The sequence below is a fragment of the Streptococcus parasanguinis genome (assembly GCF_001578955.1).
Lineage (GTDB): Bacteria > Bacillota > Bacilli > Lactobacillales > Streptococcaceae > Streptococcus > Streptococcus parasanguinis_U.
Map to the genome: position 1 here is coordinate 524,836 of NZ_KQ969690.1, position 3,158 is coordinate 527,993.

The following is a 3,158-nucleotide window of genomic DNA, read 5'->3' on the forward strand; positions in this document are numbered from 1 at the left end:
TTTCGCCACATTTCAAATCTTTATATTCCGTTTCGTTAGGAATAGCGATGGAAAGCCAACCAAATATGCTATACTGAAGTAGATAGAAGGAGGAGCGACTGATGAGCAGAAAGTGGGTAAAGATCATTGCTATTTTAATTTTCATCCTATCCGGTAGTTACTTTGTCTACAATAAACTAACGAAGCCGAATCTTGGACCGAAAACAACAAAGCTCTATAAGCATGGTTTTCTTTTGCTAGAAGAACAAATCGGAACCTACATCAAAGAACACTATACTGGGATTGAGAAGATTGAGTTCTCCCCAATCTACGTTACTGAAGAAGGGTCAACATTCTCAAATGCCTATGTGCGTCCGACGATCTATGACAAGTATGGAAATAAAGCTACTCTGGGAGATAAAATAAAGAAATTTATTCCATTAAGTTATGGATTGATTTCAGACATTGTTCTTGATTTTGATGGAGGTGGCAATGAAGTCATTGAGTTACTGGACTCAAATGGCAAACCTGTAGACGTTTCAAATGAGGAGCATTTGCCTAAGAGAGCTATACTCACAGAGGCAAGTAGTACAGATGAAAATATTGAATTATTAGTAGAAGATGGTCAGTTAATAGGAGTCGTAAAGGATGATAAAGGAAGCCCTGGTGCAGAAATTGTTTATAATACGGAACTCCATAAAGGAGACGCGAGAGAGTAGCGCTAACCAATGAAATAGAATGAAAAAGAAAGGACAAAACACATGCAGTATTATTTTATCGGTGGCCTAGGTGGTAATAGCTACCATCTGGCTCCACTAATGGATGAGCTAGGCTTTCCTGTGACTTTTCTAGATCCCTACAGGGAAATGATTCAGACAGAAAACGATCTTTGTGCTTGGTTTCAAGGTCAGATTGGCCAGGCGGAAGAGATCTGTTTATTGGGGCATTCCTTGGGTGGAGATTTGGCTCGTTATCTGGCTGCCGATTTTCCTCAGATTCGAGCTCTGATTCTCCTGGATGGGGGTTATCTGGATATGGAAAAGATCCTGCCTCTTGAAGAAGAACTAGAAGGAACGGCGTCTTTCATGAAGCAGCAAGTCTTTGCAACTTTAGAAGAAGCTGTGTTATCCGAACTTGGTGATGGAGCAGATCCTACTCCTATAGCGCGAAAAGCGGTAGAGGCTAGCTATCGTTGGAATCTAGCGAGTGAACAATATGAATTAAATCTGGATCTCGAAAAGGTCATGGCTTTATTGCGTCTACGGCGTCAGATCAAGACTTACCAGATTCCACTGGCAGACCTGCCTGTCCTCTTTATCGGGCCTCGATACCAAGAAGAACCTGAATGGAGAAAAGATGCTCTGAAGCAACTAGATCCCCAGATCAAGCAAGTCTTGCTAGAAGGTTTGGGGCACGAACTGTATACAGAGGCGCCTGAAATTGTAGCTAGAGAAGTGAACAATTGGCTCCAAAATGTTCATAAATAAAACCTGTTTCTCTTTTTGAAACGGGTTTTTGTCTTGTAATTTCCGAACGTTATTTCCTATAAAATCATTCCCATTGCATTAGGTCCGTATCTTTGGTATAATCTATCAAGGAAACGTCAAGAGACGTAGCGATGCGCTTGCGCATAGGTAGGTCAGTTTTTAGAAAAGAGATTTTTCAATCTATGTTAAATGAATTTCCTATTTTCGACTATGAAGATATTCAGTTGATTCCCAACAAATGTATCATCAATAGCCGGTCAGAAGCAGATACAACCGTCCAATTTGGAAAGCATACCTTCAAGCTTCCAGTCGTTCCTGCCAATATGCAGACAATCTTGGATGAGAATGTAGCAGAGCAGTTGGCGCGTGGTGGTTACTTCTACATCATGCACCGTTTTGATGAAGCGGGACGGATTCCTTTTGTCAAACGCATGCATGAGCAAGGTTTGATCGCTTCCATTTCAGTCGGTGTTAAGGAATACGAATACGACTTTGTGAGTCAATTAAAGGCAGATGCGCCTGAGTACATCACTATTGATATCGCACACGGTCATGCGGATAGTGTCATTCGAATGATTCAACACATCAAGAAAGAATTGCCAGATACATTTGTTATTGCTGGAAATGTTGGAACACCTGAAGCTGTTCGTGAATTAGAAAATGCGGGAGCGGATGCGACTAAGGTCGGAATCGGCCCTGGTAAGGTTTGTATCACCAAAGTTAAGACTGGATTTGGTACAGGTGGTTGGCAATTGGCTGCTCTTCGCTGGTGTTCAAAAGCAGCGCGTAAGCCAATCATTGCGGACGGTGGAATTCGGACCCATGGTGATATTGCCAAATCGATTCGTTTCGGTGCGTCTATGGTCATGATCGGTTCTCTCTTTGCAGGCCATATCGAAAGTCCTGGTAAAACAGTGGAGATTGATGGGGAGTCTTTCAAAGAATACTATGGATCTGCTTCAGAGTACCAAAAAGGTGCTTATAAAAACGTCGAAGGTAAGAAGATTTTATTGCCTGCCAAGGGTCATTTGCAAGATACCTTGACAGAAATGGAACAAGATTTGCAAAGTTCGATCTCGTATGCTGGAGGCCGAAAATTAGCAGATTTGAAACACGTTGACTATGTGATCGTTAAGAATTCCATCTGGAATGGCGATGCACACTAATTGAATTACTTATTTATTTCACGAATGGGCGTGATGTTTCTACAAGGTGCCGGAACACCTAACAATAAGTAAGTCGAGATAAATCCTTTTGTTAGAGGATGTTCAAGGCTTGCTTTGCAGGCCTTTTTGTGTTTTGTGGATAAGTAACGGATTTTATAGAAAGTAGGAGGAAGTATGAAATTACTTGAAGAACGCATCTTAAAAGATGGTAACGTTTTAGGTGAGAATATCCTCAAGGTGGACTCCTTTTTGACCCACCAAGTGGATTTCAAACTCATGAAAGAAATTGGCCAGACCTTTGCGGACCGGTTCAAAGATGCGGGTATTACCAAAGTCGTCACCATTGAAGCGTCTGGGATCGCGCCAGCCCTTTATGTAGCGGAAGCACTAGATGTCCCTATGATTTTTGCGAAGAAAGCGAAAAACATTACCATGAATGAGGGCATCTTGACGGCTGAGGTTTATTCCTTTACCAAGCAAGTCACTAGTACGGTTTCAATTGCTGGTAAATTCTTAGATCCAGCGG

Annotated in this window: 3 protein-coding genes, 1 pseudogene and 1 riboswitch; all 4 genes and pseudogenes read left to right on the forward strand. The window is 41.9% G+C overall.

The genetic code is table 11. The features are described 5' to 3' along the window. Positions 1-101 precede the first annotated feature (101 nt). Positions 102-698: a hypothetical protein gene (locus tag SPADD19_RS06445; protein WP_023918094.1), complete on the forward strand. Its 597-nt coding sequence runs from the start codon at positions 102-104 to the stop codon at positions 696-698. Positions 699-740: 42 nt separating this feature from the next. Then, complete coding sequence (locus tag SPADD19_RS06450; RefSeq protein ID WP_061455556.1) at positions 741-1,466, forward strand: alpha/beta fold hydrolase; 726 nt, start codon at positions 741-743, stop codon at positions 1,464-1,466. Between the two features lie 182 nt (positions 1,467-1,648). After that, positions 1,649-2,632, forward strand: coding sequence for a GMP reductase (gene guaC / locus SPADD19_RS06455; protein WP_049490864.1), 984 nt, complete (start codon positions 1,649-1,651; stop codon positions 2,630-2,632). Beyond that, positions 2,622-2,717: riboswitch (purine riboswitch) on the forward strand. (Overlaps the previous gene by 11 nt.) 89 nt (positions 2,718-2,806) lie before the next feature. Beyond that, a pseudogene (locus tag SPADD19_RS12735) lies at positions 2,807-3,158 on the forward strand (xanthine phosphoribosyltransferase); the annotation flags it as partial.

Coding starts and splice junctions, on each gene's coding strand:
- SPADD19_RS06445 (WP_023918094.1), top strand. CDS start 102: ATGAGCAGAAAGTGGGTAAAGATCATTGCTATTTTAATTTTCATCCTA.
- SPADD19_RS06450 (WP_061455556.1), top strand. CDS start 741: ATGCAGTATTATTTTATCGGTGGCCTAGGTGGTAATAGCTACCATCTG.
- guaC (WP_049490864.1), top strand. CDS start 1,649: ATGTTAAATGAATTTCCTATTTTCGACTATGAAGATATTCAGTTGATT.